Annotated in this window: 17 protein-coding genes; 12 read left to right on the forward strand and 5 right to left on the reverse strand. The window is 45.2% G+C overall.

Annotated elements, in window-relative coordinates:
• Positions 1–14: 14 nt before the first annotated feature.
• On the reverse strand, positions 15–512 hold the full coding sequence (locus ACF8EG_RS19635) for a DUF4442 domain-containing protein (protein ID WP_005457113.1): 498 nt from the start codon (positions 510–512) through the stop codon (positions 15–17).
• A 382-nt stretch (positions 513–894) separates the two neighbouring features.
• Here ACF8EG_RS19635 and ACF8EG_RS19640 point away from each other — a divergent pair, with 382 nt between their 5' ends.
• Positions 895–1,947: a 3-deoxy-7-phosphoheptulonate synthase gene (locus tag ACF8EG_RS19640; RefSeq protein ID WP_021822869.1), complete on the forward strand. Its 1,053-nt coding sequence runs from the start codon at positions 895–897 to the stop codon at positions 1,945–1,947.
• Between the two features lie 34 nt (positions 1,948–1,981).
• Positions 1,982–2,464: a YajQ family cyclic di-GMP-binding protein gene (locus ACF8EG_RS19645; protein ID WP_005457116.1), complete on the forward strand. Its 483-nt coding sequence runs from the start codon at positions 1,982–1,984 to the stop codon at positions 2,462–2,464.
• A 127-nt stretch (positions 2,465–2,591) separates the two neighbouring features.
• Here ACF8EG_RS19645 and ACF8EG_RS19650 read toward each other — a convergent pair whose 3' ends face one another.
• A complete protein-coding gene (locus ACF8EG_RS19650) occupies positions 2,592–3,512 on the reverse strand; it encodes a bifunctional precorrin-2 dehydrogenase/sirohydrochlorin ferrochelatase (RefSeq protein WP_015296766.1) in 921 nt (306 codons plus the stop codon).
• A gap of 461 nt (positions 3,513–3,973) precedes the next feature.
• Between ACF8EG_RS19650 and ACF8EG_RS19655 the strand changes: the two genes are divergently transcribed.
• The 5 genes from ACF8EG_RS19655 to ACF8EG_RS19675 all read left to right on the forward strand — a co-directional run bounded on the left by ACF8EG_RS19655 (position 3,974) and on the right by ACF8EG_RS19675 (position 9,228).
• The gene (locus tag ACF8EG_RS19655) at positions 3,974–5,002 is read left to right on the forward strand and encodes an amino acid ABC transporter substrate-binding protein (RefSeq protein ID WP_005457119.1); all 1,029 of its coding nucleotides are present in this window, start codon (positions 3,974–3,976) and stop codon (positions 5,000–5,002) included.
• A 228-nt stretch (positions 5,003–5,230) separates the two neighbouring features.
• Positions 5,231–6,436: an amino acid ABC transporter permease gene (locus tag ACF8EG_RS19660; RefSeq protein WP_025611085.1), complete on the forward strand. Its 1,206-nt coding sequence runs from the start codon at positions 5,231–5,233 to the stop codon at positions 6,434–6,436.
• Position 6,437: 1 nt separating this feature from the next.
• Entirely contained in the window at positions 6,438–7,535 is a 1,098-nt protein-coding gene (locus ACF8EG_RS19665) for an amino acid ABC transporter permease (RefSeq protein ID WP_042780173.1), read from the forward strand.
• A 23-nt stretch (positions 7,536–7,558) separates the two neighbouring features.
• On the forward strand, positions 7,559–8,308 hold the full coding sequence (locus ACF8EG_RS19670; protein WP_005457131.1) for an amino acid ABC transporter ATP-binding protein: 750 nt from the start codon (positions 7,559–7,561) through the stop codon (positions 8,306–8,308).
• A gap of 251 nt (positions 8,309–8,559) precedes the next feature.
• Positions 8,560–9,228 carry a Bax inhibitor-1/YccA family protein gene (locus ACF8EG_RS19675; RefSeq protein WP_005494926.1) on the forward strand — a complete coding sequence of 223 codons (669 nt, stop codon included), beginning with the start codon at positions 8,560–8,562 and terminating at the stop codon, positions 9,226–9,228.
• Between the two features lie 76 nt (positions 9,229–9,304).
• Here ACF8EG_RS19675 and ACF8EG_RS19680 read toward each other — a convergent pair whose 3' ends face one another.
• Positions 9,305–9,679: a chromosome partitioning protein ParB gene (locus tag ACF8EG_RS19680; RefSeq protein ID WP_020840603.1), complete on the reverse strand. Its 375-nt coding sequence runs from the start codon at positions 9,677–9,679 to the stop codon at positions 9,305–9,307.
• Positions 9,680–10,087: 408 nt separating this feature from the next.
• Here ACF8EG_RS19680 and ACF8EG_RS19685 point away from each other — a divergent pair, with 408 nt between their 5' ends.
• A complete protein-coding gene (locus ACF8EG_RS19685; RefSeq protein WP_015296771.1) occupies positions 10,088–10,417 on the forward strand; it encodes a TusE/DsrC/DsvC family sulfur relay protein in 330 nt (109 codons plus the stop codon).
• 2 nt (positions 10,418–10,419) lie between these two features.
• Here the strand turns inward: ACF8EG_RS19685 and yccX are convergent, their stop codons facing one another.
• Positions 10,420–10,692, reverse strand: a complete 273-nt coding sequence (yccX, locus tag ACF8EG_RS19690) for an acylphosphatase (protein ID WP_021822802.1) — start codon at positions 10,690–10,692, stop codon at positions 10,420–10,422.
• Between the two features lie 91 nt (positions 10,693–10,783).
• Between yccX and ACF8EG_RS19695 the strand changes: the two genes are divergently transcribed.
• Positions 10,784–12,187, forward strand: coding sequence for a methyl-accepting chemotaxis protein (locus tag ACF8EG_RS19695; protein ID WP_005490568.1), 1,404 nt, complete (start codon positions 10,784–10,786; stop codon positions 12,185–12,187).
• A 183-nt stretch (positions 12,188–12,370) separates the two neighbouring features.
• Positions 12,371–13,564 (forward strand): class I SAM-dependent methyltransferase, encoded by a 1,194-nt coding sequence (locus ACF8EG_RS19700; RefSeq protein ID WP_025533725.1) that lies wholly within the window; start codon positions 12,371–12,373, stop codon positions 13,562–13,564.
• Between the two features lie 52 nt (positions 13,565–13,616).
• Here the strand turns inward: ACF8EG_RS19700 and ACF8EG_RS19705 are convergent, their stop codons facing one another.
• Complete coding sequence (locus tag ACF8EG_RS19705; protein WP_392419693.1) at positions 13,617–20,978, reverse strand: VWA domain-containing protein; 7,362 nt, start codon at positions 20,976–20,978, stop codon at positions 13,617–13,619.
• Positions 20,979–21,380: 402 nt separating this feature from the next.
• Between ACF8EG_RS19705 and ACF8EG_RS19710 the strand changes: the two genes are divergently transcribed.
• On the forward strand, positions 21,381–22,697 hold the full coding sequence (locus ACF8EG_RS19710) for a TolC family outer membrane protein (RefSeq protein ID WP_005485460.1): 1,317 nt from the start codon (positions 21,381–21,383) through the stop codon (positions 22,695–22,697).
• Positions 22,698–22,699: 2 nt separating this feature from the next.
• Positions 22,700–23,317: an OmpA family protein gene (locus ACF8EG_RS19715; RefSeq protein ID WP_005477806.1), complete on the forward strand. Its 618-nt coding sequence runs from the start codon at positions 22,700–22,702 to the stop codon at positions 23,315–23,317.
• Positions 23,318–23,329: the final 12 nt, after the last annotated feature.

Genomic DNA, 23,329 nt, shown 5'->3' on the forward strand with positions numbered 1-23,329 from the left:
ACGGATTCAAACTATTAAGCAGCCTTCTTTGTATGTTGAGCTGCTTTTTTTATGGATAGAGTAAGCGCAAACTCTGCCATCGGCTCCTGCCCATGTAGGCTCGGACACAGTGCGATGATCTTCACATCACGATTAACACGTTCTCCAGTGGCAATGGTATGGTCTAGCATCTCATCAATGACATGGCCGTCATTACAAACGAAATGCACATCCGCTTCTGGACGTTTTAAAAACTCCGCTTTCACTCCTTTAAATGCTAAAGAAATCGCCTCGCCTTTTTCCTGAGCTTTGCTCATCGCAAGAAAACCACCAGCCACATCAGCACCAACGGCTAATGCACCAAAATACATACTGTTTAGGTGATTCTTTGTTCGTCGTCGAAGTGGAATGCGCACTTCAACGTGCTTACTATCAATGGCGATAATTTTTGGGTGACACAGCCAAATCAGAGGCACTTTCGAAAAGCCAAAGAGATTGAGATACAAATTTGCGCGACGTACTGCTGATAACATGTTGGTCTCCTTACCAAACTACTCTGACCAGTTAATCAACGAACGAAATAGATGTCAAAGAAATGTTAACAAAAGCTAGATCTAGACAGTTATTGAGCATACTTTAGTGACAGCGTCACCTTTATCAAATAGAGGAAGCATGAGGTTCGTCGCACTAAACTCGCTTGACCGAAGGTGAGATAGAAGAAAAGGTTATAAATTCAAATGTATATATATTGATTTAATGATCAAGTTTTGTCATTTATACATAAGTCATTTAAATGAATACCAACACCTTTGTATACAATTCGGTATTTCCTGGGGAAGATTCCCGTGAAACGGTTTATTCCTGCCTGTAATTCCGTTATCTTTACCCCTTCGCAATAGAGAATAAAGCTATAACATGCCTATAAAAACAGATGAATTGAGAACCCAACCTTTGGGTCCAATGCCTACCCCAGCGGAGCTAGGTAGTGTACATCCGATCACGGATGACGTTGCAGATCGCATCGCTCAATCTCGTCGTCAGATTGAAAACATTTTAACAGGTGAAGACGATCGCCTTCTTGCTATCGTTGGTCCATGTTCTGTTCACGATACTGAAGCCGCAATTGATTACGCGAAACGCCTGAGTGAAATCCAAGATAAGTACAAAGACGAGCTATTTATCGTTATGCGTACTTACTTTGAAAAGCCTCGTACAGTAGTTGGTTGGAAAGGTCTTATCACCGACCCTAACCTAGACGGTTCTTACGCGCTTGAAGCTGGCCTTCACAAAGCTCGTAAACTGCTACTGGATATCAACAAGCTTGGTCTTGCGACTGCTACTGAGTTTCTTGATATGATCACTGGCCAATACATTGCGGATTTGATCACTTGGGGCGCAATTGGCGCACGTACGACAGAATCTCAAATTCACCGTGAAATGGCATCAGCGCTATCTTGCCCTGTTGGCTTTAAAAATGGCACAAACGGTAATGTGAAAATCGCGATTGATGCGATTCGTGCTTCTCAAGCTTCACACTACTTCTACTCGCCAGATAAGAATGGTCGTATGACGGTGTACCGCACAAGTGGCAACCCATTCGGTCATATTATTTTGCGTGGCGGCGAAAAAGGTCCAAACTTTGACGAAGCGTCTGTGAAGCAAGCGTGTGATTCACTTGCTGAGTTTGGTTTACCTGAGCGTCTTATTGTAGACTTCAGCCATGCAAACTGTCAGAAGCAGCACCGAAAACAGCTTGATGTTGCACGTGACATTTGTACTCAAATTAAGTCAGGCAGCACTCGCATTGCGGGTATCATGGCGGAAAGCTTCATTATGGAAGGCAACCAGCCAATGACTGACATTAACAACCTAACTTACGGTCAATCAATTACTGACCCTTGTTTAGGTTGGGACGATACAGTAACGATGCTAGATATGCTGGCAGAAGCTGTAAAATCCACTAAGTAATTCATCCATATAACAAGATAATCAAGGAATCTTCATGCCATCGTTTGATATTGTTTCAGAAATCGATACCGTTGAACTACGTAACGCCGTTGATAACGCTAACCGTGAACTGTCTACTCGTTTCGATTTCCGCAACGTAAATGCGAGCTTTGAGCTAGTAGAAGAAAACGTAAAAGTGTCTGCGGAAGGTGACTTCCAGCTTAAGCAAATGCGCGACATCCTACGTGGCCACTTGGCAAAACGTAATGTTGATGCAAATGCAATGGACGCTCAAAACCCAGAAGTAACGGGTAAAAACTGGCATCAAAACATCCTGTTCCGCCAAGGTATCGATACACCGACAGCGAAAAAACTGGTTAAGCTAATCAAAGATGCGAAGCTAAAAGTACAAGCGTCTATCCAGGGCGACAAAGTACGTGTAACTGGTAAGAAACGTGATGACCTGCAAGCAACTATCGCTGCAATCCGTGAAGCGGAGCTAGGCCAACCGTTCCAGTTTAACAACTTCCGTGATTAATATGTTTTGCTAATTGGTATTCGATACCAGTTAGAAGGAGCAAAATAAAAGCGCCGACGTATTTTTCGTCGGCGCTTTTTTATTGTCAGTATTTTGGAGAGCGTTGTTTTTGCTAAAGCGCCACAAACTAAATCACAAGATCTTGCCCTTGCAGCAACATGAATTCGCTTGTGCCTTGAGGAATGAAGACGCACACACGTAAGTTGTCTTTTTTCGCTTTGGCTAACTTATCAGACAGTTCTGCCGCATTTGAAAAGGCCTCACGTTCGGCATCTCTTCTTACCAGCTCCATTGCGTCTGATTCACACTTAGTCGAATACAGCGCGAGTTCGGCTTGCTGCATGTAGCGAACAGCTTTGATTGGCAGCATTTCGACGTCTTTTCCGAGATGAATCCAAGTACAGCTGCCCTTCTCATCCAATGGGTTTGCCATCGTTGCCTGATAGATCGTTTCAAGCTCGCGGTTATTACGCGCGTTTTCAACATCAGGATTCGAGAAGAACTGCTCCCAGAACTTACGGCGTAAATCGACACTTGGTAACGCTTCTTTGATCGAATTACGTTTCGAGTTGGCAAACTCGGCCATCAAGCCCATGTTCTGAGGAAGAATCGCTTCAAGCTTTTCACGAATATTGCGAATCAGTACCGGAGACGCTCCGCCACTTGAAATTGCAATCTGGATTCTGCCACGGTTGATCATTGAAGGTGTGATGAAGTCACAGTACGGTTTGTCGTCTACGACGTTGACCAAAATGCCAAGCTCTTTGGCATTTTTATACACCTGGTGATTCAACTCTGGGTTATCAGTGGTGGCCCATACTTGAACAAAACGTTTTGTGACAAGGTCACTTGAATAAAAGCGTTGCACCCAATGGATTTGGTGCTCATCGGCAAGCCTTGATAAGAACTCAACCAAAGTTGGAGAAACAATGGTGACATTCGCCCCAGCCTTTAGTAGCGCTTCCACTTTACGGCTCGCCACTTCTCCACCACCAACAACAAGTACTGGTTTATTCACTAAATCTAAGAACAGAGGAAAATATCGCATTTCAATCCATGATTACTCTTATTTGCTATTGCTACTCATGCTACCAAAAATGGGGCAAACACATCACCCTGTTTCGACATCACAAATAATTTTTGTTCAAATTTTTGCGTAACTCAGTCGAGCTAGGCTAATGATAGATTTAATAACAACTTTTTATTCTCTCATTTTATTCACTCTTCTATTGATTGTTCTGATGCACCAAATTGACCGAGTTTTGCACTATTTACAAACAATTAACATTTCGTCATTCTAATTCTCAAGGAGCTTTGGAAGTTCTCTCAAAACTCTATTTAAATTATATATTTGAGAATTAACAGATCCTTTCCTACGCTTATAACTGGTTGATTTATCGATTGCCGTTTTTTCGAAAATCAACCACGTAGGACAATAAATACTAATAAATTGGACAAGTTATTTCAGGTCACTCCTGATTAAACATGGATCATACAGGAAGGATACAAATGGCAAACAAACTAACAATTCTTGCTTCCGTCGTAGCGGCTTCTACTGCCATGATGGCGACATCAGCACAAGCAGCAGACACGACTCTGGACAAAGTCACAAAACAAGGTTTCCTTACTTGTGGCGTAAGTACCGGTCTACCTGGTTTCTCAAACCCTAACTCAAAAGGTGAATGGGAAGGTATCGACGTAGAATATTGCCAAGCACTGGCTGCAGCCGTTCTTGGGGATAAAACGAAAGTTAAATATGTACCCCTAACCGCGAAAGAACGTTTCACTGCACTTCAATCGGGTGAAATCGATGTGCTTTCTCGTAACACTACCTGGACATTACACCGAGATACTGCGCTCGGCCTAAACTTTGTTGGCGTTAACTACTATGACGGTCAAGGTTTCATGGTCAAGAAAGATCTTGGCATTTCTAGCGCTAAAGAGCTTGATGGTGCGTCAGTTTGCGTACAGTCAGGTACAACAACCGAACTCAACTTAGCGGATTACTTCCGCAACAGTGGCATGTCGTACAAACCTGTGGTGTTTGATACGGCGGCGCAAACCTCAAAAGGTTTCGATGCCGGACGCTGTGACGTGCTAACGACTGACCAATCTGGTCTGTACGCACTTCGTTTGAATCTGAAAGATCCTTCTTCTGCGGCGGTTCTACCTGAAATCATTTCTAAAGAGCCACTTGGCCCTGTGGTTCGTCAAGGCGACGATCAGTGGTTCAACATCGCCAAGTGGACGTTAGCAGCAATGGTGAATGCGGAAGAATACGGCATTACCTCTAAGAATGCGGATGAGATGTTAAAATCTCAAGATCCAAACATCAAACGTATTTTGGGTGTTGATGGTCCGAAAGGTAAAGGCCTAGGTATTCGTGATGATTGGGGTTACCAAGTCGTCAAACAAGTGGGTAACTACGGCGAAAGCTTTGAGCGCACAGTCGGTAAAGGTTCGCCTTTAGAGATCGCTCGTGGTGTTAACGCACTTTGGAATGCCGGCGGCTTCATGTACGCGCCACCAATCCGTTAGAAACGAGTTAATCAGGGCGGTTCATGCCGCCCTTTTTCTTGAATATATCAATCTGGATGAGTAAGGATCGCTCATTGGCTGGAATAAGCCTTGGTCAGTATGATATGGGTTTGGGCGAGTAACTCGCGCTACAAATCTATTGCAAGCTAACACTAGGTTAAGCCTTTAGGGACAACCACTTATTTATACAGAGTGATATCTATAACTAAGGTTTGAGGTTATCGCTGTATGAAACCGACTAAAGATACATCGCCAAGTACGATGTCCAAACCGAGCGGAAGCAAGAGCTTGATTTATAATCCTGCCTTTCGTTCTGCTATTTTCCAGATCATTGCTATAGCTGCACTGGTATTTTTCTTTTATACCATCATCAACAATGCGTTAAATAACCTCGATGCTCGGGGTATCGCGACAGGCTTTGGTTTCCTGAACCAAGAAGCTGGTTTTGGTATCGGGTTAACTCTCATTGAGTATAACGAAACGTATTCTTACGGCAGAACGTTTATCGTGGGCCTTTTGAATACAGCATTAGTCTCTGTGTTGGGTATTATTCTCGCCACCGCGATTGGTTTTACGATGGGTGTAGCGCGTCTCTCAACAAACTGGTTGGTTAGCCGTTTAGCTGCGGTTTACATTGAGACGTTTCGAAATATCCCCCTTCTTCTGCAAATCTTTTTCTGGTATTTCGCAGTACTGCAAGCATTACCATCAGCAAGACAAAGTTTGAGCCTTGGCGAAGCTATCTTCTTAAACGTGCGTGGGCTTTATTTCCCTGCACCAGTGTTTAATGAAGGCAGTGGGGTTGTAATTGCTGCGTTTGTTATCGGGCTTGTCGCAACGATCTCTATCTCTATTTGGGCTAGAAACAAACAACGCCTAACAGGCCAACAAACCCCGATGGGACGAATTGGTTTAGGGCTTCTTGTTGGTTTGCCTCTATTGGTTTACTTCGTTTCCGGTATGCCAATCTCTTTGGAATACCCAGAACTGAAAGGTTTCAACTTCAAAGGTGGGATCAGTATCATTCCTGAGTTGGCAGCTTTGCTATTGGCGTTAAGTGTTTACACCGCCGCCTTTATTGCGGAAATCGTACGCTCCGGTATCAACGCGGTGAGTCATGGTCAAACAGAGGCCGCGATGTCACTTGGTTTGCCTCGTGCTAAAACGCTCAAGCTGGTTGTTATCCCTCAAGCTTTGAGAATCATCATTCCTCCACTTACAAGCCAATACTTGAACTTAACGAAGAACTCTTCGTTGGCAATGGCTATTGGTTATCCGGATCTGGTTTCTGTGTTTGCTGGTACAACCTTGAACCAGACAGGACAAGCCATTGAGATCATCGCGATGACAATGGGCGTTTATCTAACGCTGAGCTTGCTCACGTCTGCGTTAATGAACTTGTACAACCGAAAAGTTGCGCTGGTGGAGAGATAATATGAGTACACATCAATTTAAGCCCGATCTCCCGCCACCATCAAATACCGTTGGCGTGGTTGGGTGGTTACGCAAGAATTTGTTTAATGGCCCAGTCAACTCCATTGTCACGCTTATTCTTGCTTATATCGTTTTTAATGCGCTTTGGCACATTGTCGATTGGGCATTCATTAATGCTGACTGGATAGGCTCAACGCGTGATGACTGTAGCCGAGAAGGTGCATGCTGGGTGTTCATCAGTGTTCGCTGGGAGCAGTTCATGTACGGCTTCTACCCAGAAGCAGAACTTTGGCGCCCTCGCCTGTTTTACATCACGCTCGCGATTTTCACTGTGCTTCTTGCCTATGAAAAAACACCAAAACGTTTATGGATTTGGCTGTTCTTTGTCAACATCTATCCGTTTATCGTTGCTGCGCTTCTCTACGGTGGCGTGTTTGGCTTGGAGGTGGTTGAAACGCATAAATGGGGCGGATTGTTGGTCACACTGATCATCGCGCTTGTTGGTATTGTGGTTTCATTACCGATCGGTGTCGCACTGGCTCTAGGTAGACGCTCTGATATGCCCATCATACGCAGCATCTGTACGATTTACATTGAAGTATGGCGTGGCGTTCCACTGATTACCGTACTATTCATGGCGTCCGTTATGTTACCGCTGTTCTTAGCTGAAGGTTCCGAGACGGACAAACTTATTCGTGCCTTAATTGGCGTGGTCATGTTCAGCGCGGCTTACATGGCAGAAGTGGTACGTGGTGGTTTGCAAGCCATTCCAAAAGGACAATATGAAGCTGCCGATGCGTTAGGTTTGAGTTACTGGAAGAAAACAGGCCTGATCATTTTGCCACAGGCACTTAAGATCACCATTCCTTCCATCGTAAACACATTCATTGGCCTATTTAAAGACACCAGTCTGGTACTGATCATCGGTATGTTCGATGTGCTCGGTATTGGACAAGCAGCAAACACCGACCCCGAATGGCTCGGCTTTGCTACCGAAAGTTATGTATTTGTCGCGTTAGTGTTCTGGGTATTTTGTTTTGGTATGTCACGTTACTCAATATGGCTCGAAAACAAACTTCATACCGGTCACAAACGATAACTCATCAAGATCAAGGACGTATTATGACGCAACAACAAGACTATATGATCCAGTTGAAGGACATGAACAAATGGTATGGTGAGTTTCACGTACTAAAAAACATCAACTTAAATGTAAAGAAAGGCGAAAAAATCGTTATCTGTGGCCCTTCAGGTTCAGGGAAATCGACCATGATTCGCTGTATCAATCGCCTTGAAGAGCATCAAGCAGGCAGCATTTTTGTTTCTGGAACAGAGCTTACGGAAGACTTGAAAAACATCGAAGCCGTTCGACGTGAAGTCGGAATGTGCTTCCAACACTTTAACCTCTTTCCACACTTAACAGTTTTGGAAAACTGTACACTTGCGCCAATTTGGGTGAAAAAGATGCCGAAAGAGGAAGCAGAAGCGGTTGCAATGAAATATCTCAAACGCGTTAAAATCCCAGACCAAGCCGATAAATACCCAGGTCAGTTATCTGGAGGTCAGCAACAGCGTGTAGCGATTGCCCGTTCATTGTGTATGAGTCCTAAAGTCATGCTGTTTGATGAGCCAACCTCTGCGCTCGACCCTGAAATGGTGCGTGAAGTGTTGGACGTTATGGTCGAATTGGCGGAAGAAGGCATGACCATGCTGTGTGTAACCCATGAAATGGGCTTTGCTAAAGAAGTCGCCGATCGCGTGATATTTATGGACGCAGGAGAAATCATAGAAGAGAACAACCCGGTCGACTTCTTTGAGAATCCTCAATCGGATCGCACGCAAAACTTCTTAGCGCAAATCCTTCATCATTAATCATCAACGCAGATAACGCTTTAAAAGCACTGATTTCGAACGAAGTCAGTGCTTTTTGTCATTTACATCACCAATCGTTGTGAGCACCAACGCAAAAATTCTTGGTGGTAATATTGTGTTACAAGTTGCCACATACATAACATCTTATTTCCATTATCATTTTATCTAGGATATGCATGGAAAGGGCTTGATTTTTTGAACTTTCAGCCCCATAAATGTACCAATAGTAAACTCCCTTATTGAGGATAATTATGAACAGTCCAATGTTTACTCGTTCAACAAGTGTTCCTAATACACTTGAAACTAACAAAGTACTGAAAAACACTTACTTCCTACTGTCGATGACACTGATGACCAGTGCTATCGCAGCAGTCGCGACTATGGCAATGCAAATTTCACCAATCATGGCGATTGTGATGCAGCTTGCCGCGATTGGTATTTTGTTCTTTGTTATGCCAAAGGCAATCAACTCATCATCTGGTATCGTTTGGACATTCGTTTTCACGACTCTAATGGGTGGTGCTTTAGGTCCTATGCTTAACTACTACGCATCAATTCCAAACGGTCCTACTATCATTGCTCAAGCTCTAGGTTTGACTGGTATGGTGTTCCTTGGCCTATCGGCTTACACCATTTCAAGCAAGAAAGATTTCTCTTTCATGCGCAACTTCCTGATGGCAGGTTTGATCATTGTGATCGTTGCAGCGCTGATTAACATCTTCGTTGGTTCAACAATGGCTCACCTAGTAATCAGCAGTGTTTCTGCACTCGTGTTCTCTGGTTTCATCCTATTCGATACAAGTCGTATCGTTCGTGGCGAAGAAACAAACTACATCAGTGCAACAATTTCGATGTACCTAAACATCCTTAACTTGTTCACTAGCCTACTAAGCATTCTAGGCATCATGAACGACGATTAATCGGTTCTCGTTAAGTAAAATCAAAAAGCCCGAAGGTAATTCCTTCGGGCTTTTTCTTTGAGTGCAATTCAGTGTATTACGCCTGCTCTACAGACAACTCGATAACTTCGTCTGCTTCTGGATTTTCTCTAAAGCGTTTCACTTTGATCGTTTCCTCTCCTAACATGATTTGCTTGGCGATTCGGTGCATACCATCAAAGACTCGGTAGTCACTAGTTAAGATCACGGGATACGATACATCGGCATTGTTGATGCGTTGGCAATGTTTCGCGATTTCACGACAGGTTGGCTGCGGCCCTTCATCACTAAACCAGGTCACCTCATTCGGACCTTTAATGTCATCAATAGAAATTTCTTCTACGGGTAAAGATTCTGCAAGCTTCCAAATACGCTCAATAGACCAAGTGGATTTTACGTTGTCATTAATCTCAATGTAACGTTGTGTCGACATGACTGACTCCTTGTCATGAGTTTTGTTTCTAACCTGAGCACAGGTCGGTTATCAAACCCAGAGAATATCGACCCAAAGGAATAAACACAACGTCGTAACCGATTCATCCTTAAACAAAATTTCATTAATTAGACAGCTGACTATCAAAAAACGACAATGAAAATGAATAAACCCGAATATAAATGCAAACATCTTGGTATTACCCCCGGCAAATTTTTAACAAGCTGAATAATTTATTATTTTTCTGCATAGTAGTGAGTTTTGGACACATCATCAGTATTCATTAAAGCCCTGCTACTTTGTATGCTTTTGCTTCGCTCAGTACGACTTCAGGATTCTTTTGTTGAGAACTTCCTAACGTGTGCGCTAATCTATAAACATCCATGTTCACTTAACGGATAAGACGTTATGTTCGTTTACAACGGCAAAGAAATTGAAACTGATGCTCAAGGCTACCTACTGGATCATACTCAGTGGGAAGAAGGCATGATTGAGCTTTTAGCAAAAGAAGAAGACATCGAACTTACTGATGCTCATTTAGAAGTTGTGCATTTTGTGCGCGAGTTTTATGAAGAGTTTAATACCTCTCCAGCAGTGCGAATGCTTGTCAAGGCAATGGAAAAGGCACACGGCCCAGAAAAAGGCAACAGCAAATATTTGTTCAAGCTGTTCAAAAAAGGCCCAGCAAAACAAGCCACAAAGCTAGCAGGTTTACCTAAACCAGCTAAGTGCCTGTAATATTATAGAATTTTAAATCCGCGGAATGGTTTGTACGATACGCTCTCTCGCGTAACGCTTTCTACTGTCGCCGTCCGCGGACCTTCTTGTAACCATTCACAAAACTGGTCAATTTTCTCTTTAGGCCCACAAGCCATCACTTCTACATCGCCATTGTTCAAGTTCTTCGCGTAGCCCGTTAAACCAAACTTTAAACCTTGGTGCGAAGTATGGTAACGAAAGCCAACCCCTTGAACGTGACCTTTAACTATAAATCTCTCACACTTTACGTTCATCTTTGTACCGCATCTGATTATTGAGTGATATATTCGTTTTGTCTTATTCACCCCACTAAGGATAGTGGGTTTTCGTATGGTTATAATAATTATGAAAGAAATTCCTTTCCGCTGGATTGATAAGTATCTCATTCACTTAAAGATTCAAGAAAAGTTCTACTTGCTCTTCATTCTCCCTCTTCTTGCTCTAGTCATTCTTACTCTCGTCCTCAATAGCGCGGCTAATTCTCTGATCTCAGGTATGTATCAGGAAGAGTTGATGCTCATGAAAGGGTTGATAGAGGCTGGCAATCTTTCTCAAGCTCAAGTAGCCAACCTTATTGCGGGTTCAGAGACGGTCTCTATTGGTACAGGACCGCAATCTGTATCGGTATTGAATGGCGCATTCAGTTTGGTTGCGAATCATGAGCTTTCTCTGTGGACTGCCCTATCAATGACTCAAGTGAGCATCATCTGCGTGAGCTTGTTTGTTCTCGCGTTGGGTGTTTACTACATCATGACGTTCATCGGTGGCGCAATGTTCACCATGAACAAGGCGCTAAACACGCTTGCTGATGGCGACCTAACCGCGCGGATGAATTTCTTCCCTGTTCGTGATGAGTTCAGTGAAATCGCCATCACGATTGATAAAGTCGCGGAGCGTGAACAAAAAATGGTTCAATCTATCCAAGAGTCTGTCGCTCTTATGCAGCAAATCAGCTCGGACTTGAATCAATCGATTCACCACAGTTCTGAAATTTCTGCGACGCAACAAGAACACCTCAACTCTCTTGCAAGTGCAACGGAGCAGATGGCTTCAACGATTCGTGAAGTTGCGACACTGGCTCACGACTCAAGCACACAGACGGATGATGCACGTAGTGTGGCTCAATCAGGCCAAGTGAAAGTCGAAAACACGCTTCACTCGATTTCAAATCTGTCGAATGAGATTCAATCTGCTTCTCAAGCGGTTGAAGAGCTAGATGCAAATGCAGCGCAAATTGATGAAGTCGTGACAACAATCAACGGCATCTCTGAGCAAACTAACTTACTCGCCTTGAACGCTGCAATTGAAGCGGCTCGTGCAGGTGAACAAGGTCGTGGCTTTGCGGTTGTTGCTGATGAAGTCCGTGCTCTTGCAGGCCGTACTCAGCAAGCAACCGTTGAGATTCAAGCGATGATTGAATCATTACAACGTAACAGCCAATCCCTCACCAAACTTATGGAAGTTACGGTAAACAATGCCAACGAAGGTCAAAACCTGATGGCAGAAGTAAACCAAGAGATTGGCTCGCTTGCCGATAAAAACCAAACCATCTCAGACAGCAGTATTCAAATTGCGACTGCAGCTGAGGAACAAGGTGTCGTTGCAGATAACATCGCCGCAAGTGTCGAAGAAATCCGAGTTCAAGCAGATAATGTGTGCAATATGATCAGCACGACCTCGCAAAACGTCGAACAGTTGCGTAAGCAAAGCGATACGATGGAATCTCTCCTCACAGGTTTGAGAGCATAACCAAATATCAGTTAATCAGGGTCACGCAAGTGGCCCTTTTTTATGCCTGCTAACAGCTGTGCCAACGATAATGACTAACGATACCGACCGTTTAGCAAATGACTGGATTGTTGAGGGATATTGCTTTTGCCCTCAACATCCCGGACAATACGCCCCTTTCAAAATTCAACAAGAGCAAATGAAATGACAGCTGCTATCTATTTGGTTAAAGGTCGTGAGAAATCGGTTAAGCGCAAGCACCCTTGGATCTTCTCTCGAGGCATCGGTAAAGTTGAGGGCGAACCCGCTCTTGGCGAAACAGTTGATGTGTTCACTCACGACGGTAAATGGCTAGCAAAAGCGGCATATTCTCCAGAATCTCAAATCCGCGCTCGTATTTGGAGTTTTGAAAAAGAAGAAATCAACAAAGCGTTTTTCGTGAAGCGTTTTCAAAATGCTCAACTTCTTCGTGAAGACGTGATTGAACGTGATGGTTTAACAGGTTACCGACTCATCGCCGCTGAATCTGACGGCTTGCCGGGCGTGACGATTGACCGCTACCAAAACTTCTTCGTATGTCAATTGCTCAGCGCAGGCGCAGAATACAACAAGCAAGCGATTGTAGATGCATTGGTTGAATGCTTCCCTGATTGCAATATCTACGAACGTTCTGACGTAGCAGTACGTAAGAAAGAAGGTTTGAAAGAGACCACTGGCGTATTGCACGGTGAAGAGCCTCCAAAATCTGTCGTCATCGAAGAAAACGGCGTAAAAATCAGTGTCGACATTGTAGGGGGACATAAAACAGGCTTCTACCTAGACCAGCGTGACAGTCGTCAACAAGCGATGAAGTACGTTAAAGATAAAGAAGTACTGAACTGCTTCTCTTACACGGGTGGCTTTGGTCTTTACGCACTGAAAGGCGGCGCAAAACGCGTAATTAATGCGGATGTATCTCAGCCAGCATTGGACACAGCAAAATACAATGCAGAACTGAACGAGTTTGATATCTCGAAAAAGCGCGCTGTTTTCTTAAACGCAGATGTATTTAAACTGCTTCGTGAATACCGTGACCAAGGTACTCAGTTTGATGTGGTTATCATGGATCCACCTAAGTTTGCAGAAAGCAAAGCGCAACTAAATGGCGCATGTCGTGGTTATAAAGACATCAACATGTTGGCGATGCAAATTCTAAAACCTGGTGGCACGCTACTGACCTACTCTTGCTCTGGCTTAATGGACCAAGTTTTGTTCCAAAAAATCATTGCTGACGCAGCGGTAGACGCAAACCGCCAAGTGAAATTTGTTGAGCGCTTTGAACAAGCCGCAGATCACCCAACCGATACGGCATACCCAGAAGGTTTCTACCTAAAAGGCTTTGCTTGTAAAGTGCTTTAGGCTAAGAATAAGTAAGACAAAGCAGAAGAAAAGGGCCTATTGGCCCTTTTCATTATGGCTCTAAGTTAACCTTAGTTAGCGCGGATAACACATCTCTCTCAAAGTCCGCATTCCCCACGATTAAGTCACTAAACTCTGTCGCCCCGTTTTCTATTACGATAGTTTGAATTGAGTTTCCATCGTTATGGGTTATTTCTAGAGACAAGTCATCACCATCAATGTTCAAGTCAATACTATTAAGAAGTTCTTCTATTGTATTGTGCCCTGCATCTTCGACGACTTCACTCAGATCTAAGGTGTCCAAATCTCTCTCAAAGCCTCTAATTAGATCTGTTCCTGTATCCAAGGAGTCGTTGACCCATTTAAAGATATCTGCCTCGTTATCATTGCCGATCAAGATGTCATGACTTACGTCTACTTCAGCTTCAATAATATTTGCAGAGCCATTACTTGAAGCATTTACTCCACCGTTTTCATCAATAACGAATTGCAGGGTATTCTCACTTTGATCGCCATCGTTATCCGTCAATACATAATCGAAGTCTAACGTTTCAACTGTATCACCCACCGCGCCATAAAATGCATACGCACCATCGTTTAGGTCGATTTCCAGAGTATGTTTGCTGTCGATATAGATAGTAAGCTGCATCGTTGTGTCGTCAAATGCATGCGAAATACCATCGTTATTGTCAGTTACTATTAGGTCTGTACCATCAAACGAATAAGTGACACCGTCATGTTCTATTTCGCTAATATAACCACCATCTGCACCAATACCTGTATCTGGAGAAGTGGTATACATCAAGTTCCCCCCAACAGGTTGAATCACTGACTGCAACATAACCGGAGGTAATTGAGTTACGTCAGGAACCACAACACCATCAAGATCTTGATTCAAGAAGCCATCATATGCTACGCGATCTAATTGCTCCGGCATAAGATTAACGCCCATACCATACGCTAGGGCTGTTATCTGATTATCAGGATCGGTTAGGTGATCAATCCAACTCTGCTCACGAGCGTCGTTTATAAATGATGACGCAGGGTTTGGCTGACCATCTGACAAGAAGTAACTAACATTCGACGCACTGGTTAACTTACCTACATCATCCCACGACTGTTTTGCTTCATTTAGCGCGTTGTTATAGTTAGTCGCGCCACCTGCAGTTAGCGTCTCAATATACGCTTTGGCCTCGTCGACCGTCAGCCACGTCGCAGCACCTATAGCGTAAGTGGATGCTGTACTGCTATAAGTAATAATTTGAACTCGCGTTTGACCGATAGACTCATATTGATTCAATAACTGAGTTGCCGAATCTTTCATTATCTGCAAGCGATTATCCGTTCGCATAGAACCCGAGACATCCATTATGAGCTGAACGTTGGCACTTTCTTTAGTTTCTGCAACTACATCGTGAATAATGGATGCAGAATCTGGTGAGTCATCTTCCACAATAACGTTGACCGTTGTGGAGTTAGTAAGACCACGAGCATTCGAGACAAGCACAGGCACCTCAATATTTAAGGCGTCTTCTCCAGATGCGTTGGAGTGATCAATTGGGCCAAGAAGCTCCGTAGATACCATTCCAGTATCATTGACTGATATTTTGATAACCTCTTTACCGTTTGCTGAACCGATAAGCATTTGGTCGTTATTTGATAACGCCCACGTTACAGAGATCCCGTTACTAGTAAGAGCTGTAGATGGTTCACTGAGCGTAACAGAATCAACGGTTTGACCCAGCGTCAATTGTTCTACATCAGAACTCGAGTCAGTTGTGTCATCAAAGCCGTTTAGAGCAGAGTCATCAGCAATGGCGTTGCTTAATCCTTCCTCAGAAACGTTTAGTGTTACACCTTCTACGATTGGTGGGGCGTAAGGGTTGACAGAAAAGTACCCCGTTTTACTGTCTCCATCATTATCAGTAATCGTGTAGTTAAAATCGATATCCCCATCGCCATAAGGTGAGGTCAAAGGCAAGTATTGGAAGAACTCCCATTTTCCAGTGCTAGGTGTAAGTTGAACTTCGAATGCAAGCTCTCCATCAGCCTCTGCAATCAGTCTATTAGAGTTTTGTGGGTCGACATATATCAACACGTCTTGACCATCTAGAGTCTCTAAACCAGCCTCGCCTCCATTTAAGACTATAGAACCAGGGCCATCAGCTCCATATACAGCACCGAGGTTCCCATCCGCACTAGCAATTGGCACGCCGGAGTACGCACCTGTAAAGGTTATTGATTTAACGGTAAAGTCACTGTTGTCTTCAGTATCCGGGCCATTGCCATTACTGGCCGCTTCTAGGATGATTTTATCAAAGCCCCCCTGTTGAACATTGAAATTCGCCGCGTAATCACCACTGCTTGCGTCAGAGCTGAACGATTGCTGAGCAATTAATACACCATCTCTATAAAAAGATGCGATTCCTTTCTCAAGTTCACCACCAAACATTTTCTCAAATTCTATTTCTGCTCCATAAGCAACTTTATTGCCTAAGTCTATGATTAACTGCTCTGATACACCCTCATTACCCGCGAATCGATAATCGACTTCGTTTTCTAACTGGAAGCCGTTGTTACCAGAACTTTTAACGCCAATCCCTTCTGATGATTGATTGATTTCAGCTGTTCCCAGCATCGCAGATTCGTCAGACACAAAACCGTTTGCAGTCACAACAACGTCCCCAAATGTTCGACTGGTTGCATCTGCCTCACTTCCTGCAAAATCTATACGCCCTGTCAGAACGATTGGTGCATCAGTAAGCGACACATCAACGGGTTGAACAACCACAGGCACGTATGGGCAATCGTCTTCAACGACCACATTTAAGCTTTGAGATGTCGTTGTTTGTCCATCACTTACAGAAATCTGTAAATCAAAGTTGATGATGTCTTCCACATCATTAACAGGATGATCAAGTGGCTCAAACAGAGTAATAGTATAGTCCCAAGAGCCTTGACCTGAGGCTGAAGGCTCGCTCAGCACAACAGTAGCAACAACGCTCAGGTGAGCGGTTTTCGCAGTCAGCGTTTGAGTACTGTTGTCCCACGTCCACGATATAGGCTCCCCTCCTGATGTTAGGTTGTTAGGGCCGGCCAATACCACTGAAACATTCGCCGTGTCTGGATCGGCAACTGTGAATGTTCCTGAGAAACTTGCGGAGTTAGTGGTGTCTGAAGGTGATCCGGTATTATCAGGGATACCATTAGCTAAACCTTCTTCCGAAACAACTGCATTCACAACATTTGAAATAGAAGGAGGAGCGTCGTTATCAGTAATACTTGTGTTCACAAACGCATTGTCTAGATTCAGTGCTTCAAAAATCGGATTGCTGTCGCTATCGACAATACCCGACACGCTGACGCGGAACACTTCATCGCCTTCGGCATACACATCGTCCACCGTATCGATGGTAAACGTGGCGGTCACACCATCGGCACCAATAATCGCTTGGGTGGTTTCAGTGATGTCGTCACCGGATGCCGTGGTGTAGCTATAAGCAAGCGTGACGATGCTACCCACTGGCGCTGGATCGCTCAGCGTCACGGTGTAGTCTGTGGTGGTGTCACCTTCTACGACATTCGCTGGACCAGTCATGGTGACCGTAACCGTATCTTCTGGCCCTGGGTCGGTTTCATCGCTGATGGTGGTATCGACAAACGCATTGTCTAAATTCAGTGCTTCAAAGATTGGATTACTGTCGCTATCGACAATGCCTGATACGCTGACGCGGAACACTTCATCGCCTTCCGCGTAAACATCGTCCACTGTATCGATGGTAAACGTGGCGGTTACGCCATCCGCCCCAATAATCGCTTGAGTGGTTTCGGTGATGTCATCACCAGATGCAGTAGTATAGCTGTAAGCGAGCGTGACAATGCTACCCACAGGAGCCGGATCGCTCAGTGTCACGGTGTATTCCGTGGTGGTGTCACCTTCTACGACATTCGCTGGACCGGTCATGGTGACCGTAACCGTATCTTCTGGACCCGGATCGGTTTCATCGCTGATGGTGGTGTCGACGAACGCATTATCGAGGTTCAACGCTTCAAAGATTGGATTGCTGTCGCTATCGACAATACCCGATACGCTGACACGGAACACTTCATCGCCTTCGGCATACACATCGTCCACCGTATCAATGGTAAACGTGGCGGTTACGCCATCGGCACCAATCACTGCTTGAGTGGTTTCGGTGATGTCATCACCCGATGCAGTGGTGTAGCTGTAAGCTAAGGTCACGATACTGCCCACAGGAGCCGGTTCGCTCAGTGTCACGGTGTATTCCGTGGTGGTGTCGCCTTCTACGACACTCGCTGGACCAGTCATGGTCACGGTAACCGTATCTTCCGGACCCGGAGCGGTTTCATCGCTGATGGTGGTATCGACGAACGCATTGTCTAAATTCAGTGCTTCGAAGATAGGATTGCTGTCGCTATCGACAATACCCGACACGCTGACACGGAACACTTCATCGCCTTCGGCATACACATCGTCCACCGTATCGATGGTAAACGTGGCGGTTACGCCATCCGCACCAATAATCGCTTGAGCGGTTTCAGTGATGTCATCACCCGATGCAGTGGTGTAGCTATAAGCTAAGGTCACGATACTACCGACTGGCGCCGGATCGCTCAGTGTTACGGTGTAGTCTGTGGTGGTGTCGCCTTCCACCACATTCGCTGGACCAGTCATGGTGACCGTAACCGTATCTTCTGGACCTGGGTCGGTTTCATCGCTAATGGTGGTATCAACAAAGGCATTTGAAACATCTAGTGCCTCAAAAATCGGATTGCTGTCGCTATCGACAATACCCGACACGCTGACGCGGAACACTTCATCGCCTTCCGCGTAAACATCGTCCACGGTATCGATGGTAAATGTAGCCGTCACACCATCCGCACCAATAATCGCTTGAGTGGTTTCAGTGATGTCGTCACCGGATGCAGTGGTGTAGCTGTAAGCAAGCGTGACGATGCTACCGACTGGCGCCGGTTCGCTCAGTGTCACGGTGTAATCTGTGGTGGTGTCGCCTTCTACGACACTCGCTGGACCAGTCATGGTCACGGTAACCGTATCTTCCGGACCCGGAGCGGTTTCATCGCTGATGGTGGTATCGACAAACGCATTGTCTAAATTCAGTGCTTCAAAGATTGGATTACTGTCGCTATCGACGATGCCTGACACGCTGACACGGAACACTTCATCGCCTTCGGCATACACATCGTCCACGGTATCGATGGTAAATGTAGCCGTCACACCATCCGCACCAATAATCGCTTGAGTGGTTTCGGTGATGTCATCACCTGACGCGGTGGTGTAGCTGTAAGCTAACGTGACGATACTACCGACTGGCGCCGGATCGCTCAGCGTCACGGTGTACTCCGTGGTGGTGTCACCTTCCACCACATTCGCTGGACCGATCATGGTCACGGTGACCGTATCTTCTGGACCCGGATCCGTTTCATCGCTGATGGTGGTGTCAACAAAGGCATTTGAAACATCTAGTGCCTCAAAAATCGGATTGCTGTCGCTATCCACAATACCTGATACGCTAACACGGAAGACTTCATCGCCTTCCGCGTAAACATCGTCCACCGTATCGATGGTAAACGTGGCAGTTACGCCATCGGCACCAATCACTGCTTGGGTGGTTTCAGTGATGTCATCACCGGATGCCGTGGTGTAGCTGTAAGCTAAGGTCACGATGCTACCGACTGGCGCCGGATCGCTTAGTGTCACGGTGTATTCCGTGGTGGTGTCGCCTTCCACCACATTCGCTGGACCGGTCATGGTTACGGTAACCGTATCTTCTGGACCTGGGTCGGTTTCATCGCTGATGGTGGTGTCAACAAAGGCATTTGAAACATCTAGTGCCTCAAAAATCGGATTGCTGTCGCTATCGACAATACCCGATACGCTGACACGGAACACTTCATCGCCTTCCGCGTAAACATCATCTACCGTATCGATGATAAATGTGGCGGTCACACCATCCGCACCGATAATGGCTTGAGTGGTTTCGGTGATGTCATCACCTGACGCGGTGGTGTAGCTATAAGCGAGCGTGACGATACTGCCCACAGGCGCTGGATCGCTCAGTGTCACAGTGTACTCTGTGGTGGTGTCGCCTTCCACGACACTCGCTGGACCTGTCATGGTGACGGTGACCGTATCTTCTGGCCCTGGGTCGGTTTCATCACTGATGGTGGTATCGACAAAGGCATTGTCTAAGTTCAACGCTTCGAAGATAGGGTTGCTGTCGCTATCGACAATGCCCGACACACTGACGCGGAATACTTCATCGCCTTCTGCATACACATCGTCCACGGTATCAATGGTAAATGTGGCGGTCACACCATCGGCACCAATCACTGCTTGAGTGGTTTCAGTGATGTCATCACCGGACGCGGTGGTGTAGCTATAAGCTAAAGTCACGATGCTACCGACTGGAGCCGGATCGCTCAGTGTCACGGTGTATTCGGAAGTAGTTTCACCTTCCGAAACACTATTCGGGCCGGTCATGGTCACGGTAACCGTATCTTCTGGCCCTTGCTCTGCCTCATCTGTAATCGTTGCAACACCCGTAACTGGAGTAGGCTGATCTGGCGTTGAACCGGACAAACTGAATGTTTCCGAACCTTCCGCTAAATTATCATCAATGGTATCCAAGCTAACCGTAAAAGACTCTTCCCCGATCGGAAGAGAAACAGTGAACGATCCATCATCATTCACCTGAATTTCTTGGGTGGTTCCGTCGGATAATGTAATTAAAACCGTTGTATTTACATAATCTGCACCAACATCGCTCGCCGCCCCGCCTACAGCAGAACCATCATTAAGAGTAAACTCTATGGTCGTTTCTTCTTCCGTTGGTTGATTAAGGGTAACGTCGAAAGAGACTTGCTGCCCTTCATCTACTGCAGGGCTTGAAATATCTTGCACCGTAATTGTTACTGGAATCGGAATTCCTGTCGGAGCTGGTGCCTGAGTTGGTGGGAGAATGTCCAATAAAGTTAGAATCTGAGTGGTTGAAAACCCCGCTCCTTCAGTGCCAACTGTCTCAAAGTTGGTACTGGCGAGCAATTCTGTCCCCGTTCGCGCAACATTCCCTGTTGTCTGAGGACTAGACCCATTTGCTTCGCCCGCTGCGGTTTCAAACTCTTGACCTAGTTGGGTCGGGTCTTGTCCCGCTGCAATAGCTTCTATCAACGCAGTAATATCACCAGTTACATTGATTGAACTGCCTTGCGGTGTCACTTGCTCAATGACCAGTTCTGAAGTGTCTGAAACTTCGTTAATAATTAGTTCCCCTGGTTTAGGCAACTGTCCTTGTTCGAGGGTTCTAATTTCCCCATCGAGACCGATAACTACAATATTACTCATCATTGAGCCAAAAGTTACTCGTTCCATATCTACCTCGCCCCACTTTGAACTAAGTCAAAAGTTTGTCACCCCAATATTTACGTCTATAGTTTAGTCAAAATCTTCATATTTTCGTTGTATGTGCAAGGGGCGATGTGCTGATTAACTCAAGGGGCGGGGTTACAGGTGCAGCCGGGAATTGCACAGGTCGTGGAACGCTATGATATTAAGAAATCAAGCTTTTCTCTTGCTTAAACACAAACGGTTGCCAAGCAACATTTTGCACATGTGCTAAGGTTTAATCAGGCGAACTTCTGGATATTCGAAACAAAAGCCTAGGTTTAACAGTAGGTTGATAATTTACTTACTCAAACACTGTTATTTGTGATGTTTTATCTCAAATGTGAGATGAAACAGCAAAAAGCAACACGATTTTTTAGGAGAAACACCGTGAAATGGAACCGACTAAGTATTGCTTGCTGCTGTAGCTTAATAGTGTCTATACCCGTTTTCGGTCAAACTTTAGAGCAAGCCGTGGCATTAACGTTAAAAAATAACCCAGATATCAAAAGCGCATTTAATGAATTTGAGAGCCGAAGGTACATCAATGAGGCGTCAACAGGCGCCTATTTGCCTTCTCTCGATCTTGATGCGGGCATTGGTTACGAAGGCCTCGACCCATCTGATGAAGTCGGACGAGGCAGCACTGACTATACGAGAAAAGAAGCGTCTATCACCCTAACCCAATTAATTTGGGATGGCAGCGCGACATTAAACGATATTGACCGTACCGCTGCTGATGCAGAATCGGTGCGATTCCAACTGTTAGCTGATGCTTCAGACAAAGCATTAGAAGTCACTAAAGTCTATTTAGATGCGGTGAAGGCTTATGAAGTCTTAAAGCTGTCTGAGAACAATCTTGCCGTTCACAAAGACATCTATACGGACATCAAAAAACGCGTCACTTCCGGCATCGGCTCGACTGCGGACTTAACACAGGTTGAAGCGCGTTTAGCGAAAGCGCATGGTAATCTGGCAGCTGCACAAAACAACCTGTACGACTCCCACACAATGTTTACTCGCTTGGTGGGGCAAACGCCACAAGGGTTAATTTTTCCAAGAGCTGATCAGAACTTTATCCCCTACACCGTCGATGAAGCGGTTGGCTTGGCATTTGAATTACACCCGGTGATTCAAATCGCATTGGCGGATGTGGATTCTGCCAAGTTCCAATACAAACAATCGAAAGGCGTTAACTACCCGACGATCTCGATTGAAGCTTCTCAAACTTGGAAAGACGATGCGGATGGCTTAAAAGGTCGAAGCGATGAAACTCTCGCCATGTTGCGTTTACGCTATAACTTGTTCAACGGCGGTAGCGATGCGGCAAATTCAGAAAACTTCGCATACCAACTCAACAAAGCGAAAGACTTACGTGAAGGCGCGTACCGTAATGTTGAGGAAGGACTTCGCTTGTCTTGGAGTGCTCTGGACTTAACGTTGCAACAAAAAGAATTTTTAGCAGACCACGTTGATTCGGCAGCTGAGACGGTCATCGCGTATGAAAAGCAATATCGAATCGGTAAACGAACCTTACTAGACGTTCTGAACACTGAAAACGAGTTGTTTGAAGCGCGTAAAGATTACCTTGATTCAAAATATGCAGAGCAATATGCCAAATATCGTGTGATGAACGCAACTGGCCAATTGTTGAGTGCGTTAAGAGTCGAAATGCCGAAAGAATGGCTAGAAAAAGTGGAGTATTAATTATGAAAAACATAACTATTATTGCACTCTCATTAGTTGTTGCTGCATGTAGCTCTTCGAGTGATCGAGGCGACGAATACGATTACATCGACACTCCTATTGCAGATCAATGGGCCGACCACCAAGATGACGACAGCGACGGCGTTATTAACCAGCGCGATTTATGCCCGGGCACACCATTAGGTGCGGAAATTGATAATGATGGCTGCGGATCTTACGCAAACTCATCACAACAAATGCAAATTCGAGTGTTATTTGCGAATGATTCAGATGAAATCAACCCGGTTTTCGCGAAGCAGATTCGAGAACTCTCAGATTTCTTGAAAGAATACCCAAGCACATCCATTGAGTTACAAGGTTACGCGAGCCGCACAGGTGGGTCTGAGCACAATTTAGATCTCTCCAAACGCCGAGCAGAGAACGTAAGAAAGGCACTGCTTCAAAACGGTATTACTCCTGATCGAGTTACTATTGTTGGCTACGGCGATACGGTTTTAGCAACAACCGGAACAGACGAAGTAAGCCATGCTTTGAACCGACGTGTGACCGCAACAGTAGTAGGACATAAAGGTGAAGTGAAAAAAGAATGGACCATTTTTACCACACTTCCAAAAAGCTAACTATTCAAGAAC

The organism is Vibrio sp. YQ_11 (genome assembly GCF_043103065.1).
Lineage (GTDB): Bacteria > Pseudomonadota > Gammaproteobacteria > Enterobacterales > Vibrionaceae > Vibrio > Vibrio parahaemolyticus.

What these genes read in the sequence shown, in the direction of transcription:
- yccX (WP_021822802.1), bottom strand. Translation starts at nt 10,692, where the DNA reads ATGAACGTAAAGTGTGAGAGATTTATAGTTAAAGGTCACGTTCAAGGG.
- ACF8EG_RS19655 (WP_005457119.1), top strand. Translation starts at nt 3,974, where the DNA reads ATGGCAAACAAACTAACAATTCTTGCTTCCGTCGTAGCGGCTTCTACT.
- ACF8EG_RS19695 (WP_005490568.1), top strand. Translation starts at nt 10,784, where the DNA reads ATGAAAGAAATTCCTTTCCGCTGGATTGATAAGTATCTCATTCACTTA.
- ACF8EG_RS19645 (WP_005457116.1), top strand. Translation starts at nt 1,982, where the DNA reads ATGCCATCGTTTGATATTGTTTCAGAAATCGATACCGTTGAACTACGT.
- ACF8EG_RS19640 (WP_021822869.1), top strand. Translation starts at nt 895, where the DNA reads ATGCCTATAAAAACAGATGAATTGAGAACCCAACCTTTGGGTCCAATG.
- ACF8EG_RS19700 (WP_025533725.1), top strand. Translation starts at nt 12,371, where the DNA reads ATGACAGCTGCTATCTATTTGGTTAAAGGTCGTGAGAAATCGGTTAAG.
- ACF8EG_RS19670 (WP_005457131.1), top strand. Translation starts at nt 7,559, where the DNA reads ATGACGCAACAACAAGACTATATGATCCAGTTGAAGGACATGAACAAA.
- ACF8EG_RS19715 (WP_005477806.1), top strand. Translation starts at nt 22,700, where the DNA reads ATGAAAAACATAACTATTATTGCACTCTCATTAGTTGTTGCTGCATGT.
- ACF8EG_RS19680 (WP_020840603.1), bottom strand. Translation starts at nt 9,679, where the DNA reads ATGTCGACACAACGTTACATTGAGATTAATGACAACGTAAAATCCACT.
- ACF8EG_RS19660 (WP_025611085.1), top strand. Translation starts at nt 5,231, where the DNA reads ATGAAACCGACTAAAGATACATCGCCAAGTACGATGTCCAAACCGAGC.
- ACF8EG_RS19705 (WP_392419693.1), bottom strand. Translation starts at nt 20,978, where the DNA reads ATGGAACGAGTAACTTTTGGCTCAATGATGAGTAATATTGTAGTTATC.
- ACF8EG_RS19675 (WP_005494926.1), top strand. Translation starts at nt 8,560, where the DNA reads ATGAACAGTCCAATGTTTACTCGTTCAACAAGTGTTCCTAATACACTT.
- ACF8EG_RS19635 (WP_005457113.1), bottom strand. Translation starts at nt 512, where the DNA reads ATGTTATCAGCAGTACGTCGCGCAAATTTGTATCTCAATCTCTTTGGC.
- ACF8EG_RS19665 (WP_042780173.1), top strand. Translation starts at nt 6,438, where the DNA reads ATGAGTACACATCAATTTAAGCCCGATCTCCCGCCACCATCAAATACC.
- ACF8EG_RS19650 (WP_015296766.1), bottom strand. Translation starts at nt 3,512, where the DNA reads ATGCGATATTTTCCTCTGTTCTTAGATTTAGTGAATAAACCAGTACTT.
- ACF8EG_RS19685 (WP_015296771.1), top strand. Translation starts at nt 10,088, where the DNA reads ATGTTCGTTTACAACGGCAAAGAAATTGAAACTGATGCTCAAGGCTAC.